Origin of the sequence: Pseudomonas sp. MWU16-30322, from assembly GCF_020515535.1 — a bacterium.
Classification (GTDB): Bacteria; Pseudomonadota; Gammaproteobacteria; order Pseudomonadales; family Pseudomonadaceae; genus Aquipseudomonas; species Aquipseudomonas fluorescens_H.
Window position 1 is genome coordinate 198,769 of sequence record NZ_JAIWYL010000005.1, and the last position, 14,014, is coordinate 212,782.

The 14,014-nt window shown below is 59.6% G+C and carries 14 protein-coding genes; 12 read left to right on the forward strand and 2 right to left on the reverse strand.

Annotated features, from left to right (window positions below):
* Positions 1-96: 96 nt before the first annotated feature.
* Positions 97-468: a glutathione S-transferase N-terminal domain-containing protein gene (locus tag LCH64_RS12020; protein WP_226500374.1), complete on the forward strand. Its 372-nt coding sequence runs from the start codon at positions 97-99 to the stop codon at positions 466-468.
* 167 nt (positions 469-635) lie between these two features.
* Here LCH64_RS12020 and LCH64_RS12025 read toward each other — a convergent pair whose 3' ends face one another.
* Complete coding sequence (locus tag LCH64_RS12025; RefSeq protein WP_226500375.1) at positions 636-1,802, reverse strand: PLP-dependent aminotransferase family protein; 1,167 nt, start codon at positions 1,800-1,802, stop codon at positions 636-638.
* A gap of 82 nt (positions 1,803-1,884) precedes the next feature.
* Between LCH64_RS12025 and LCH64_RS12030 the strand changes: the two genes are divergently transcribed.
* The 3 genes from LCH64_RS12030 to LCH64_RS12040 all read left to right on the forward strand — a co-directional run bounded on the left by LCH64_RS12030 (position 1,885) and on the right by LCH64_RS12040 (position 4,716).
* On the forward strand, positions 1,885-2,331 hold the full coding sequence (locus LCH64_RS12030; protein ID WP_045122353.1) for a MarR family transcriptional regulator: 447 nt from the start codon (positions 1,885-1,887) through the stop codon (positions 2,329-2,331).
* Between the two features lie 318 nt (positions 2,332-2,649).
* Positions 2,650-3,999, forward strand: a complete 1,350-nt coding sequence (locus LCH64_RS12035) for an NCS2 family permease (RefSeq protein WP_003223176.1) — start codon at positions 2,650-2,652, stop codon at positions 3,997-3,999.
* A gap of 90 nt (positions 4,000-4,089) precedes the next feature.
* Positions 4,090-4,716, forward strand: a complete 627-nt coding sequence (locus tag LCH64_RS12040) for a LysE family translocator (RefSeq protein ID WP_003223174.1) — start codon at positions 4,090-4,092, stop codon at positions 4,714-4,716.
* A 192-nt stretch (positions 4,717-4,908) separates the two neighbouring features.
* Here LCH64_RS12040 and uraH read toward each other — a convergent pair whose 3' ends face one another.
* Positions 4,909-5,262, reverse strand: coding sequence for a hydroxyisourate hydrolase (gene uraH, locus LCH64_RS12045; protein ID WP_226500376.1), 354 nt, complete (start codon positions 5,260-5,262; stop codon positions 4,909-4,911).
* Positions 5,263-5,683: 421 nt separating this feature from the next.
* On the opposite strand from uraH, the gene puuE reads away from it, so the two are divergent.
* From puuE to LCH64_RS12085, 8 genes are all read left to right on the forward strand, one after another.
* A complete protein-coding gene (gene puuE / locus LCH64_RS12050; protein WP_003223169.1) occupies positions 5,684-6,610 on the forward strand; it encodes an allantoinase PuuE in 927 nt (308 codons plus the stop codon).
* Positions 6,607-7,122, forward strand: coding sequence for a 2-oxo-4-hydroxy-4-carboxy-5-ureidoimidazoline decarboxylase (uraD, locus tag LCH64_RS12055; RefSeq protein WP_003223167.1), 516 nt, complete (start codon positions 6,607-6,609; stop codon positions 7,120-7,122). Before puuE ends, uraD begins: the two co-directional genes overlap by 4 nt.
* Positions 7,123-7,209: 87 nt before the next feature.
* A complete protein-coding gene (gene alc, locus LCH64_RS12060; protein ID WP_226500377.1) occupies positions 7,210-8,205 on the forward strand; it encodes an allantoicase in 996 nt (331 codons plus the stop codon).
* Between the two features lie 150 nt (positions 8,206-8,355).
* The gene (locus LCH64_RS12065; protein ID WP_226500378.1) at positions 8,356-8,859 is read left to right on the forward strand and encodes an ureidoglycolate lyase; all 504 of its coding nucleotides are present in this window, start codon (positions 8,356-8,358) and stop codon (positions 8,857-8,859) included.
* Positions 8,860-8,910: 51 nt separating this feature from the next.
* Positions 8,911-10,227, forward strand: coding sequence for a urate hydroxylase PuuD (locus tag LCH64_RS12070; RefSeq protein WP_201138329.1), 1,317 nt, complete (start codon positions 8,911-8,913; stop codon positions 10,225-10,227).
* A gap of 237 nt (positions 10,228-10,464) precedes the next feature.
* Positions 10,465-11,823: a nucleobase:cation symporter-2 family protein gene (locus tag LCH64_RS12075; RefSeq protein ID WP_201138330.1), complete on the forward strand. Its 1,359-nt coding sequence runs from the start codon at positions 10,465-10,467 to the stop codon at positions 11,821-11,823.
* 162 nt (positions 11,824-11,985) lie between these two features.
* Positions 11,986-12,771 carry an outer membrane protein OmpK gene (locus tag LCH64_RS12080; protein WP_226500379.1) on the forward strand — a complete coding sequence of 262 codons (786 nt, stop codon included), beginning with the start codon at positions 11,986-11,988 and terminating at the stop codon, positions 12,769-12,771.
* Between the two features lie 373 nt (positions 12,772-13,144).
* Entirely contained in the window at positions 13,145-13,930 is a 786-nt protein-coding gene (locus LCH64_RS12085) for an outer membrane protein OmpK (protein WP_226500380.1), read from the forward strand.
* Positions 13,931-14,014: the final 84 nt, after the last annotated feature.

Consider the following 14,014-nt stretch of genomic DNA (forward strand, 5'->3'; position numbering starts at 1 on the left):
ACGAAGAAAACCGGCATTCATCGCCGGTTTTTTTTCGCCCGCAAAAAATCGGGTAAGCTGCGCGCCCTTCTCTCTTTGCACCGTGAGGCTTTCAACGTGTTCGTCAAAGCGCTTCGTGTCGGCCTCGGCCAACTGATCATCTTCATCGACTTCATTACCCGCCCGGGCAAGAAACAGCGTCCGGCCGAAGTTCAGGCGCAGGTCAACTCGGCCGCCAAAGACCTGACGCTGTACCAGTTCCACGCCTGCCCGTTCTGCGTGAAAACCCGCCGCACCCTGCGTCGCCTGAACGTGCCGGTGGCGCTCAAGGACGCGAAGAACAACGAGCATGACCGCCAAACGCTGCTGGAACAGGGTGGCAAGATCAAGGTGCCGTGCCTGCGCATTGAGGAGAATGGGCAGACGACCTGGATGTATGAGTCCAAGGTAATCATTGATTATCTGGATAAGCGGTTTGCTGCAGTCTGATATTGATTGAGTGCTTTCACTGACGCCTTCGCGAGCAAGCCCGCTCCCACAGGTTTTGTGAACGCCACAGCCCATTGTGGGAGCGGGCTTGCTCGCGAAGAGGCCCTCCCAGCCAACGCAAATCCCAGACAAAAATAAACCGGCCCTAGAGCCGGTTTATTCGTTTTTCAGGCCGCTTTATCTATCTGCGCCTGCCTCACCACCGTCGCCAATCGCTTAAGCCCTTCATCCAGTCGCGCCGGATCAATGTGGCTGAAATTCAAACGCAGATGCCCAAGGTTTTTATCCGGATCGGGAAAAAACGGCTCGCCCGGCATGAACGCCACGTCATTGGCCAGCGCGGCGTTGAGCAGCGTTCGCGTATCCAGCGGTTGCTTTAGCGTCAGCCAGAAAAACAGCCCGCCCTGCGGCATGTTCCAGTGCGCCAGATCAGAGAAATGCGTTTCCAGCGCAGACTGGAAAGCATCCCGGCGCTGCCGGTAAAAACCGCGCAACTCGCTCAGGTGCTGCTGATATTTTTCACTACCAATCCATTGCAGCGCCTGCCACTGGCCGATGCGGTTGGTGTGCAGATCCGCCGACTGTTTGAGCTTGAGCAAATGCGGGAACAGGTCCGGGCTGGCGATCAGGTAGCCGACGCGCAAACCCGGCAGCAAGGTTTTCGACACGGTGCCGGTGTAGATCCAACTGGCTTTCTGCAGGCGCCCGGCAATCGGTTTGGCGCTGCCGCCGTCGAACGTCAGTTCGCGGTACGGCTCGTCTTCGATCAGGGTCACGCCGAATTCATCCAGCAACGCGGCGACGGCGGCGCGCTTGGCTTCGCTGTAGCGCACGGCGGAGGGGTTCTGGAACGTCGGGATCAGGTAGATGAACGCCGGGCGATGTTGCTCAAGTCGACTGCGCAGTTGAGCCAGATTGGGGCCATCGGATTCTTGCGGCACGGTCAGGCATTCGGCGCCGAACAGCTGGAAGATCTGTAGCGCGGCCAGGTAGGTCGGCGCCTCCAGAAGAATTTCGGTGCCTTTGTCGATGTACAACTTGGCCGCCAGATCGAGGGTCTGCTGGGAACCGCTGACCACCAGCACCTGACTCGCCTCGCACGCCAGGCCCAGCGCCCTCGCCTCCGCCGCCAGCGCTTCACGCAACGCCGGTTCGCCCTCGCTCATGCCGTACTGACCCAGCGCCAGCGGCATCTCGGACCATTCGACTTTCGGCAGCATGGCTTCGGCGGGCAGGCCACCGGCGAACGACATCACCTCCGGGCGCTGGGCGGCGGCGAGGATTTCACGGATCAGAGAACTTTTAAGGCGCGAGACACGTTCGGAAAAAGCCATGGGAGTCACCGGTAGCGAGGCTGGAGAGATTTGAGTCAAACTGCTTGACCGAAACTACGACAGCTTGAGCGAGTACGTCAACATGCTTGACCTTAAAAGCCCCGCCAGCCAGCAACAGGCGATGGAAGCGTTTTTCTTCGGCTATCAGGCGTTCACCGCCAAGGCCGATGAAATGCTGGAGCGCCGCGGTCTGTCCCGGGTGCATCAGCGGATTGTGTTTTTCATCGCGCGTTATCCGAATTTGAGTGTGAAGGAGTTGCTGGGATTGCTCGGCGTAAGCAAACAGGCGCTGAACATGCCGTTGCGCCAACTGCAGGAAATGCACCTGGTGGACAGCGTGGCGTCGGCGGCGGACAAGCGTAAGCGTCTGCTGGAATTGACCGTGGAAGGTGCGAAGTTCGAGCAGGCGTTGCGCCGTGAGCAGGTGAAGTTGCTCGAGCGGGTGTTTGCCGAGGCTGGGGAGGCGGCGGTGAATGGCTGGCTGGCGGTGAATATGGCGCTTGGGAACACTCAGTCACCTCTCGATTGACTGGGCTGGCCTCTTCGGGAGCAAGCCCCCTCCCACAGGGTCCTGCTGGTTACCCATGATTCAGGTCCACTGGAGAACCACTGTGGGAGGGGGCTTGCTCCCGAAGGGGCCAGAACAAACGATATATCCCTATCGCCTGACCTTTCGTAAACAAAACCAAAAACAATATTTGCTTTATTTGTACACAAAAGCATAATCCACTGCGTGCGAGTTCCTGACCGCATGGTCAACAAATTCGCGTATGCCTCAAAGGGCTGCTGCCACCCCTCATGGGTCCGGCCCTGGAAATAACAATAAAACTCTTGAGGAGTACTCGCTGTGGAAAGCCGCAAATCCGAAGCATCGACGCTGGAACTCTCGCCGCCCTTACGCACAGGCGTGCTGGAGCGTATCTTCAAACTCAGCTTGCATGGCACCACGGTGAAGACCGAGCTGATTGCCGGTCTGACAACCTTCATCACCATGGCCTACATCATCTTCGTCAACCCGAACATCATGGCCGATGCCGGTATCGATCACGGTGCAGCCTTCGTCGCCACCTGCATCGCCGCCGCGCTCGGCTGCCTGCTGATGGGTCTGTACGCCAACTGGCCGGTGGGCCTGGCGCCGGGCATGGGCCTCAACGCATTCTTCACTTACACCGTGGTCGGCACCATGGGCTACAACTGGGAGACCGCGCTCGGTGCGGTATTCGTCTCCGGCGTGCTGTTCATGATCCTGACCTTCTCGCGCATTCGCGAATGGCTGCTCAACAGCATCCCGGTCAGCCTGCGCTTTGCGATGGGCGCCGGTGTCGGTCTGTTCCTCGGGCTGATCGGCCTGAAGACCGCCGGTATCGTCGTCGACAGCCCGGCCACGCTGATCAAACTCGGCTCCCTGCGCGAGCCCGGCCCGCTGCTCGCCGCGATCTGCTTCCTGATGATCGCGATCCTCAGCTACCACAAGGTGTTCGGCGCGATCCTCATCAGCATCATCACCGTGACCCTCGCCGGTTGGGGCCTGGGCATCGTGCACTACTCGGGCATCATGTCGACCCCGCCGAGCCTGGCGCCTACGTTCATGGCCATGAACATCGCCGGTGTGTTCAACGTCAGCATGATCAGCGTGGTCCTGGCCTTCCTCTTCGTACACATGTTCGACACCGCCGGCACCCTGATGGGCGTGGCTCAGCGCGCGAATCTGGTCAACGCTGACGGGCGTATCGAAAACCTCTCCCGCGCGATGAAAGCCGACAGCGCCTCCAGCGTCTTCGGCGCGGTGGTCGGCGTTCCGCCCGTCACCAGCTATGTGGAAAGTGCCGCTGGCGTAGCGGCTGGTGGTCGGACTGGTCTTACCGCAGTCACCGTGGGTGTGCTATTTATAGCCGCGATGTTTTTCGCGCCACTGGCCGGCATGATTCCGGCTTACGCCACCGCCGGTGCGCTGATTTATGTCGCGATGCTGATGATGGGCGGCATGGCGCACATCGAATGGGATGAGGCCACTGACGCCATCCCGGCGATTGTCACCGCGATCATGATGCCGCTGACCTTCTCGGTCGCCGATGGCATTGCGCTGGGCTTCATCACCTACGTGGCGCTGAAGGCCGGCACTGGCAAGTACAAGGAAATTTCCGTCAGCCTGTGGGTGCTCTGCGCGATCTTCATCGCCAAGTTCATCTTCTTGTAAGCGACACGCGGTTCAAGCGTCAAACCAGCCTCACCCTCGCGGGTGGGGCTTTTGCACATTCTTGAGTACAACAAAAAAAGGAGCAAAGTGATGAGTCTGGAAACCTGGTTGCTGTTCAGCGGCGCTGCATTGGTGGTGATCCTGATTCCGGGGCCGCTGTCGTTGTTGATGATCAGCAACAGTCTGAACTACGGCTTGCGCCGCTCTTACCCGGCATTTCTCGGCGGCGTGATCGCCTCGATCTGCCTGCTCAGTGCTTCGGCGCTGGGGCTCGGCGCCCTGCTGCTGGCCTCGGAACAACTGTTCAGCGCCCTGAAGATCGTCGGCGCGCTGTACCTGTTCTATCTCGCCTGGCAGAGCTGGCAGCAATCGCGTCAGCCAGCGGTCGGTGCCGAAGTACCACAAGCCGCTCCAGTGCCACGCTTTCGCACACTGTTCGGGCGTGCGTTTGTCTTGGGCGCGAGCAATCCGAAAGACATTCTATTCTTCGCCGCGTTTCTGCCGCAGTTCCTCAGCGCACAACAGCCGTTCCTGCCGCAATTGCTGATCATGATTGCGACGTGGGTGGTGCTGGATCTGTGCTGCAAACTGGCTTACGGGCTGGGCGCGCATGGTGCGGCGCGGTATCTGCGTAGCGGCAAGGGACAGAGCTGGTTCAATCGGGTAAGTGCCGGGTTGTTCAGTGGTGCCGGGGCTGCTTCCCTGTTGAGCCGCTAACAACCAAAGCTTCGCGAGCAAGCCCGCTCCCACATTTGGAATGCATTCCCTCGTGGGAGCGGGCTTGCTCGCGAAGGCGTCAGAACAGGCGACACTTTCCTCCAGGCGAAAAAAAGCCCGCAGTGTGAGCGGGCGAAAGACCAAAGAAGCTATATGCGCAGTCGCTTCCCGGTGGGGGCAGCTGCTTGGGGGTCAGCTGCCCCGATAGGTGGAATAGCTGTAAGGCGAAATCAGCAGTGGCACGTGGTAGTGATCCTGTTCGGCGGAGATGCCGAAACGCAGCACCACCACGTCGAGGAACGCCAGTTCCGGCAACTGAACGCCACGGGCGCGGTAGTAATCGCCAGCGTGGAACTGCACCTGATAGACCCCGGTGCGGTAGTCATCGCCTTGCAGCAGCGGCGCATCGACCCGGCCATCGCTGTTGGTTATCGCACTGGCGACCAATTCCAGGTGCGAACCTTCGACGCGGTACAGCTCGACCTTGATCGAGCTGCCCGGGCAACCGTGTGCAGCGTCCAAAACGTGTGTTGTCAAACGTCCCATTGATTCTGCGCGCCTGGCCGCAAAGAGCAGTCAGACTTTGCGCCTCCCGAAGTCAGGTAAAAAGGAGACCGCACCGATTCGGAGCACGAAACGTTGCGGCGAGCGACTAATTAAGACACTTTTAAAAAAAATTGTACACAATAAAAACGACATTTTTCGCATCACCCCCGCCATTCGGGCGTTTACCGCGGATCTGCGCCTAAAGCGCCTGGCTATTGAACCTCACAGCCATTAGCTGACTGATCAGGCAGGTTTCTTGCAGGTTTACGCCATTAGCAGCAAAAGATGACAGTCGGTTAAAAATGCGAAAATTCAGGCTTACAAATTGAGAATAAAGTTGTATACAATCAGCCCATCGCTGTGACGCCAGCCTGTGCATGCCGTTACACAAACCTGTCAACGAACAAGAAGGAAGACTGCAGTGAGCGCTGACTACCCACGCGACCTGATCGGTTACGGCAGTAACCCTCCTCACCCACACTGGCCGGGCAATGCCCGCATCGCCCTGTCGTTCGTGCTCAATTACGAAGAAGGCGGCGAACGCAACATCCTTCACGGCGACAAAGAATCTGAAGCCTTCCTCTCGGAAATGGTCGCTGCCCAGCCGCTGCAAGGCGCGCGCAACATGAGCATGGAATCGCTTTACGAGTATGGCAGCCGCGCCGGCGTCTGGCGGATCCTGAAACTGTTCAAGGAATTCGACATTCCACTGACCATCTTCGCCGTGGCCATGGCCGCCCAGCGCCACCCGGACGTGATCCGCGCGATGGTCGAAGCCGGTCACGAAATCTGCAGCCACGGCTACCGCTGGATCGACTACCAGTACATGGATGAGGCGCAGGAGCGCGAGCACATGCTCGAAGCGATCCGCATCCTCACCGAACTCACCGGCGAGCGCCCACTGGGCTGGTACACCGGCCGCACTGGCCCGAACACCCGTCGCCTGGTGATGGAAGAAGGTGGTTTCCTCTACGACTGTGACACCTACGACGACGACCTGCCCTACTGGGAACCGAACAACCCGACCGGCAAGCCGCACCTGGTGATCCCGTACACCCTCGACACCAACGACATGCGCTTCACGCAAGTTCAGGGTTTCAACAAGGGCGACGACTTCTTCGAATACCTCAAAGACGCATTCGACGTGCTCTACGCCGAGGGCGCCGAAGCGCCGAAGATGCTTTCGATCGGTCTGCACTGCCGCCTGATCGGCCGTCCGGCGCGTCTGGCCTCGCTCAAGCGCTTCATCGAATACGCTAAAAGTCATGAACAGGTGTGGTTCAGCCGTCGCGTCGACATCGCACGCCACTGGCACGCAACCCACCCGTACCAAGGGGCCGCCAAATGAGCCGCTTTCAAACCCTGCAACCGTCGACCCTGAGCCGCGACGCCTTCGTCAAAGCCTTCGCCGACATCTACGAACATTCGCCATGGGTGGCCGAGAAGGCCTACGACCTGGGCGCGGACGCTTCGATCGACGAGATCGAAACCCTGCACCAGCGCATGAGCGACATCCTGTTGAGCGCCGATCACACCAGTCAACTGGCACTGATCAACGCTCACCCGGACCTGGCCGGCAAAGCCGCCGTCCAGGGCCAATTGACCGAAGCCAGCACCAATGAACAGGCTGGCGCCGGTATTCACCAATGCACGGCCGAAGAGTTCCAGCGCTTCACCGAGCTGAACGACGCCTACAAGGCCAAGTTCAAGTTTCCCTTCATCATGGCGGTAAAAGGCAGCAACCGGCATCAGATCCTCGCGGCGTTCGAAACGCGCATTCACAACTCGGTCGACACCGAATTCAAATGCGCGCTGGCGGAGATCAACAAGATCGCCCTGTTCCGTTTACTGACTCTTTAGCAAGCCTGGCCCGAGCATGTCAGACGCGGAGAATGCCCAGGGCCTCGCAAGCATCCCCAGCCAACTTATTAAAGGCAGACAAGAAGAATGAAAGCTTACGCCGTACCTTTCGAGAAGTTCGTCAACCTGGCCGATGCCCGTCTGGGCACCAAAATCATCTCGGTCACCGATGACTGGTTCGCAGACGCCAATCGTCTGTTTCAGCCGACCCCGGCCGTGTGGAAGGAGGGTGTGTTCGACGACAACGGCAAGTGGATGGACGGCTGGGAATCGCGTCGCAAGCGCTTTGAAGGCTACGACAGCGCGGTGATCCGTCTGGGCGTACCGGGCTCGATCAAAGGCGTGGACATCGACACCTCATTCTTCACCGGCAACTTCCCGCCATCGGCCTCGCTGGAAGCGTGCTTCCTGGCCTCGGGCGAGCCGGACGAAAACACCCAGTGGACTGAAGTGCTGTCGGCCGTCGAGCTGCAAGGCAACAGCCACCACTACCACGAAATCAGCAACGACCAAGCGTTCAGCCACTTGCGCTTCAACATCTACCCGGACGGCGGTGTCGCCCGTCTGCGCGTGTACGGCATTCCGTTCCGCGACTGGTCGGCTGTTGGTGACAACGAACAGGTTGACCTGGCAGCAGCCCTTAACGGTGGCCGCGCCCTCGCCTGCTCCGACGAACACTTCGGCCGCATGAGCAACATCCTCAACCCGGGCCGTGGCATCAACATGGGCGACGGCTGGGAAACTGCACGTCGTCGTACCCCGGGCAATGACTGGGTGATCGTCGCGCTGGGCCACCCGGGCGAGATCGAAAAAATCATCGTCGACACCCTGCACTTCAAGGGCAACTACCCGGACTCCTGCTCGATCCAGGGCGCGTTCGTCAAGGGCGGCACCGACAGCCAGATCGAAACCCAGTCGCTGTTCTGGCGTGAACTGCTGCCGAGCCAGAAGTTGGAAATGCACGCCGAACACACCTTCGTCGAGCAGATCAAGGCACTGGGCCCGATCACTCACATCCGTCTGAACGTGTTCCCGGACGGTGGTGTGAGCCGCCTGCGCGTTTTGGGCAAGGTCGCGAAGTAATGCTGAGTCTGTAGGAGCTGCCGCAGGCTGCGATCTTTTGATCTTGATCTTAAAAGCCAAATCAAAAGATCGCAGGCTTCGCCAGCTCCTACAGGGATCGCGCAAGACGCACTGACAAGTTGAACAACACAGAATTCGGAAAAGAACAGCATGCGCACACTAACGATTGAACCGCTGACCAAAGAAGCCTTCGCCCCCTTCGGTGACGTGATCGAAACCAACGGCAGCGACCACTTCATGATCAACAACGGTTCGACCATGCGCTTCCACAAACTGGCGACGGTCGAAACCGCTACGCCTGAGGACAACGCGATCATCAGCATCTTCCGCGCGGACGCGCAGGACATGCCGCTGACCGTGAGCATGCTGGAACGCCATCCGCTGGGCAGCCAGGCTTTCATTCCGCTGCTCGGCAACCCCTTTCTGATCGTGGTCGCGCCACTTGGCGATGTACCTGTATCAGGCTTGGTCCGCGCCTTCGTCACCAACGGCAGGCAGGGCATCAATTACCATCGCGGCGTCTGGCACCACCCGGTGCTGACGATCGAAAAGCGGGATGACTTCCTGGTGGTTGATCGCAGTGGCACAGGCAATAACTGCGATGAGCATTTTTTCAAAGAGGATGAGCGTTTGATCCTCGCCCCCCACCAATAAGAGAAGGTCTGATCACCCGACAACAAGGGTGACAGGCGAGAGGTAAAGACTGTGGAAGCACATCTGTTGGAATGGCTGAACCTGAGCGTGCGCTGGGTTCACATGATCACTGGCGTGGCCTGGATCGGCGCGTCGTTCTACTTCGTCTGGCTGGAGAACAACCTCAACCGCGTCAACCCGAAAACCGGTCTTGCCGGTGATCTGTGGGCAATCCACGGCGGCGGTATCTATCACCTGGAAAAATACAAACTGGCCCCACCGTCGATGCCGGAGAACCTGCACTGGTTCAAATGGGAAGCCTACTTCACCTGGATGTCGGGGATCGCGCTGCTGTGCGTGGTGTTCTACTCCAACCCCGTGCTCTACCTCGTGGCACCCGGCAGCGGCCTGACCGGCCCTGAAGGCGTGGCCATCGGCATCGGTTCGCTGATCGCTGGCTGGTTCGTCTACGACTTCCTCTGCGATTCGCCACTGGGCAAAAAACCTGCTCTGCTGGGCTTCATCCTGTTCGTGCTGATCATCGGCGCGGCGTATGGCTTCAGCAAAGTGTTCAGCGGTCGTGGTGCGTACCTGCACGTCGGCGCGATCATCGGCACCATCATGGTCGGCAACGTGTTCCGCATCATCATGCCGGCGCAACGTGCACTGGTCGCGGCCATCGCCGAGAACCGCACACCGGACCCGGCGCTGCCAGCCAAGGGCCTGCTGCGTTCGCGTCACAACAACTACTTCACCCTGCCGGTGCTGTTCATCATGATCAGCAACCACTTCCCGAGCACTTACGGCAGCCAGTACAACTGGTTGATCCTGGCCGGGATTGCGGTGTTGGCGGTGTTGGTGCGTCACTACTTCAACACCCGTCACGACAGCCACAAGTTTGCCTGGACCCTGCCGGTGGCAGCGGTGGGCATGATCACCCTGGCGTACGTCACCGGCCCTGCGCCGATGCCGACCGCACCGGACGTGGCCAAGGCACCCGCGAAAATCGAGTACCAGCCACTGCCGGAAACGGCACTGGGCGGTGGCGCGAAACCGGCTGAAGCGGCGGCACCTGCAGCGCCAGCAGCAGCCCCTGCTGCGGCACCGGCGCAAGCGTCCAACGCCGGTCCGGCCTTCGACAAGGTGCACAACGTGATCCAGGAACGCTGCGCGGTCTGCCATTCGGCCAAACCGACCAGCCCGTTGTTCAGCGCGGCACCTGCCGGTGTGATGTTCGACACCCCCGAGCAGATCCGCCAGAACGCGGCGCGGATCCAGGCGCAAGCCATCACCACGCAGATCATGCCACTGGGCAACATCACTCAGATGACCCAGCAGGAACGTGACCTGATCGGTGCATGGATCGCGCAGGGAGCCCAGACCAACTGAGCCAGACAAAAGCCTGTGTAAAAGCAGGCTTTTGTGGCGAGGGAGCTTGCTCCCGCTGGGTCGCGAAGCGGCCCCTCTCTTTGCCTGAAGAGCAGGGACTGCTGCGCAGTCCAGCGGGAGCAAGCTCCCTCGCCACAAACAAGCTCTGCAGCCACAAATATCAATGATGCAAAAGGACAGCTGTGAGCCACCCGGCAGCTGTTCAATCACAAGAATAAAAAAGATCCGAGGTGTTGCATGTCCGAGCTGTCCAAAGCGCGCATCCCCGACGCACCCGCCATTCAGCGTTTGCCCCTTTTGCAACTGATCCTGGTCGGTTTGCAACATGTTCTGCTGATGTACGGCGGTGCCATCGCGGTGCCGTTGATCATCGGACAGGCCGCTGGCCTGAGTCGTGAAGAAATCGCCTTCCTGATCAACGCCGACCTGCTGGTCGCCGGTATCGCCACCATCGTCCAGTCGCTGGGTATCGGCCCCATGGGCATCCGCATGCCGGTGATGATGGGCGCCAGTTTCGCCGCCGTCGGCAGCATGGTCGCCATGGCCGGCATGCCCGGTATCGGTCTGCAAGGGATCTTCGGCGCGACCATCGCCGCCGGGTTCTTCGGCATGCTCATCGCACCGTTCATGTCCAAAGTCGTGCGCTTCTTCCCGCCTTTGGTGACCGGCACAGTCATCACCTCGATCGGTTTGTCGCTGTTCCCTGTGGCCGTGAATTGGGCCGGTGGCGGTGCCGCTGCGGCGCAATTCGGTTCACCGATTTATCTGGCCATCGCCGCCCTGGTGCTGGCCACCATTCTGCTGATCCACCGCTTCATGCGCGGGTTCTGGGTGAATATTTCCGTGCTGATCGGCATGTGTTTCGGCTACGTACTTTGCGGCGCGCTCGGCATGGTCGACCTGAGCGGCATGGCCAGCGCGCCATGGGTTCAGTTCGTCACCCCGCTGCACTTCGGCATGCCGAAATTCGAACTCGCGCCGATCCTGTCGATGTGCCTGGTGGTAGTGATCATCTTCGTCGAGTCCACCGGAATGTTCCTGGCGCTGGGCAAGATCACCGGCCAGGAAGTCTGCCCGCGCATGCTGCGTCGCGGCTTGATGTGTGACGCGGCTGCATCGTTCTTTGCCGGGTTCTTCAACACCTTCACCCACTCCTCGTTCGCGCAGAACATCGGCCTGGTGCAGATGACCGGCGTGCGCTGCCGCTCGGTGACCATCGTCGCCGGTGGCCTGCTGATCGTGCTGAGCCTGCTGCCGAAAGCGGCGTTCCTGGTGGCGTCGATTCCACCGGCGGTGTTGGGCGGTGCGGCGATCGCGATGTTCGGCATGGTCGCAGCCACCGGGATCAAGATCCTTCAGGAAGCCGACATCGGTGACCGTCGCAACCAACTGTTGGTGGCGGTGAGCATCGGCATGGGCCTGATACCGGTGGTGCGTCCGGAGTTCTTCGCGCACCTGCCGATGTGGATGAGCCCGATTACCCACAGCGGCATCGCCATGGCCACGCTCAGCGCGCTGACGCTGAACCTGCTGTTCAACATCCTCGGCGGCGCCGAACGCGCAGCGATCAACGACTGCCACGCGCATCAGCATTAACCAAGTCACCACAAAACCTTGTGGGAGCGGGCTTGCTCGCGAAGAGGCCGTGTCAGTCACCAACCCTGTTGAATGACACACCGCTTTCGCGAGCAAGCCCGCTCCCACAGGGACAGGTAAACAGCTCTGCGCCTTAAAAATAAAAACAAGAGGGAGCAACAGATGATTCGCACGCAAACCAACGTTCTGTTGAGTGGCGGCCTGCTGGCCGCGAGTCAGGCCATGGCCGGCGATTTACTGCTGTGGCAGACCAATAGCCTGAGCTACCTGTACGGCAAGAACTTCGCGATCAACCCGTCGATCCAGCAGACGGTGACGTTCGAGCACGCCGACAAGTGGAAGTACGGCGACAACTTCCTGTTCGTCGACAAGATCTTCTACAACGGCCAGGACGACCGCAACAAAGGCCCGCACACCTACTACGGCGAATTCACTCCGCGCTTCTCGTTCGGCAAGATCTTCGACCAGAAACTCGAGTTCGGCCCGATCAAGGACGTGCTGCTGGCGATGACCTACGAGTACGGCGAAGGCGACAGCGAGGCCTACCTGATCGGCCCCGGCTTCGATCTCAAGGTGCCCGGCTTCAACTACGTGACCCTGAACATCTTCCGCCGCCACACCGAAGGCCCGCGCCCTGGAGACGGTGTGTGGCAGATCACCCCGGGCTGGTCGTACAGCGTTCCCGTAGGCAATTCCGATCTGCTGATCGACGGCTATCTGGACTGGGTCGTCGACAACGACCAGAACTCGCGCGGCACCTACCACGCCAACCTGCACATCAATCCGCAGATCAAATACGACCTGGGCAAAGCCCTGGGCTGGAGCCAGAAGCAGCTGTACGTCGGCACCGAATACAGCTACTGGAAGAACAAGTACGGAGTCGAAAGCAGCCATAACCTCGACACCAACCAGAACACCGCCAGCCTGCTGGTGAAGGTGCACTTCTGAGATGGCCCGCAACCGTGCCCCATACCTGTCGTCGGTGCTCTGTTGCGGGGCACTTGAGAGCTGGCCGAGGAGTCAGTATTCTCCGCGGCCTCTTGAATTCGGTCTAAAAAAAAGCCCGGATTTAATTCCTGACCGAAAAGCCAACTTATCCCGGCCCCGGTCAGTACCGAGGCATCCCGAAAACACGCGCAATCGACTGTTTTTCAGCAGCCGAACGGGCGTTTTTTTGCTTTCTGAAAGCGTTGGCCCAGCTCTTGCTATCACCAGCGAAGCTGACCGATCGGATGACTTTTGCAGCAACGAAAAAAGGCGCCACACCAGAGCGCCGATCTTAAAAAAATAAACGTGGAACACCTACTTTGGGAGCAACCGAATGAAACGTATGTGCACCAGCCTGATGCTCGCGGGATCGATGTTGGCCGGGGGTCAGGCCATGGCCGATGGCCTGCTGCAATGGCAGAACAACAGCCTGACCTACCTCTACGGCAAAGACTTCAAGGTCAACCCGGCGATCCAGCAGACCGTCACCTTCGAACACGCCGACGCCTGGAAATACGGGGATAACTTCCTGTTCGTCGACAAGATCTTCTACAACGGCAAGCCAGATGGCGGCGTCGGCAACAACACCTACTACGGTGAGTTCCAGCCACGCATCTCGCTGGGCAAAGTCCTGGACCAGAAGATCGAATTCGGCCCGATCAAGGACGTGTTGCTGGCGATGACTTACGAGTTCGGTGAAGGCGACGTCGAGTCGTACCTGATCGGTCCTGGCTTCGATCTGGCGATCCCGGGTTTCGACTATTTCCAGTTGAACTTCTACCAGCGCCACACCGACAGCTCGCGTCCGGGTGACAACGTCTGGCAGATCACTCCGGTCTGGTCCTACACCATTCCGGTCGGCAGCTCGAACGTGCTGATCGACGGCTACATGGACTGGGTGGTCGACAACGACGTCAACAACAAGGGCGAGTATCACGCCAACCTGCACTTCAACCCGCAGGTCAAATACGACCTGGGCAAGGCCCTGCATTTTGGCGAGAAGCAGCTGTACGTCGGTGTTGAGTACGACTACTGGAAAGACAAGTACGGGATCGAAGACTCCCGTGGCTTTACCACCAATCAGAACGTGACCAGCTTCCTGGTGAAGTTCCACTTCTGATCCTGGTATCAGTGGCGTCTGCAAGGACGCCTTCGCGAGCAAGCCCGCTCCCACACTGGTTTTGTGACCGACACAGAACCCATG